The 252-nt window shown below is 59.1% G+C and carries 2 tRNA genes; both read right to left on the bottom strand.

Annotation, left to right across the window (positions count from 1 at the left end):
• Position 1: 1 nt before the first annotated feature.
• Positions 2-74, bottom strand: a tRNA-Ala gene (locus KVS69_RS19985).
• A 101-nt stretch (positions 75-175) separates the two neighbouring features.
• Positions 176-251: transfer RNA gene (locus KVS69_RS19980), tRNA-Glu, on the bottom strand.
• Position 252: the final 1 nt, after the last annotated feature.

The following is a 252-nucleotide window of genomic DNA, read 5'->3' as shown; positions in this document are numbered from 1 at the left end:
GTGGAGCCAGGCGGGATCGAACCGCCGACCTCCTGCATGCCATGCAGGCGCTCTCCCAGCTGAGCTATGGCCCCACGATGCTGGAGGCGGAATTCTACGCGTGTGAAGACGATTCGCCAAGTGTTTTTGCAAACAAAAAAGCCCCGACCGAAGTCAGGGCTTTTTGTTTTGTAACTGGCGTCCCCACGGGGATTCGAACCCCGGTCGCCACCGTGAAAGGGTGATGTCCTAGGCCTCTAGACGATGGGGACG

Origin of the sequence: Stenotrophomonas sp. GbtcB23, from assembly GCF_019091045.1 — a bacterium.
GTDB lineage: Bacteria > Pseudomonadota > Gammaproteobacteria > Xanthomonadales > Xanthomonadaceae > Stenotrophomonas > Stenotrophomonas rhizophila_A.
This window is presented reverse-complemented; position numbering and strand designations above follow the sequence as displayed.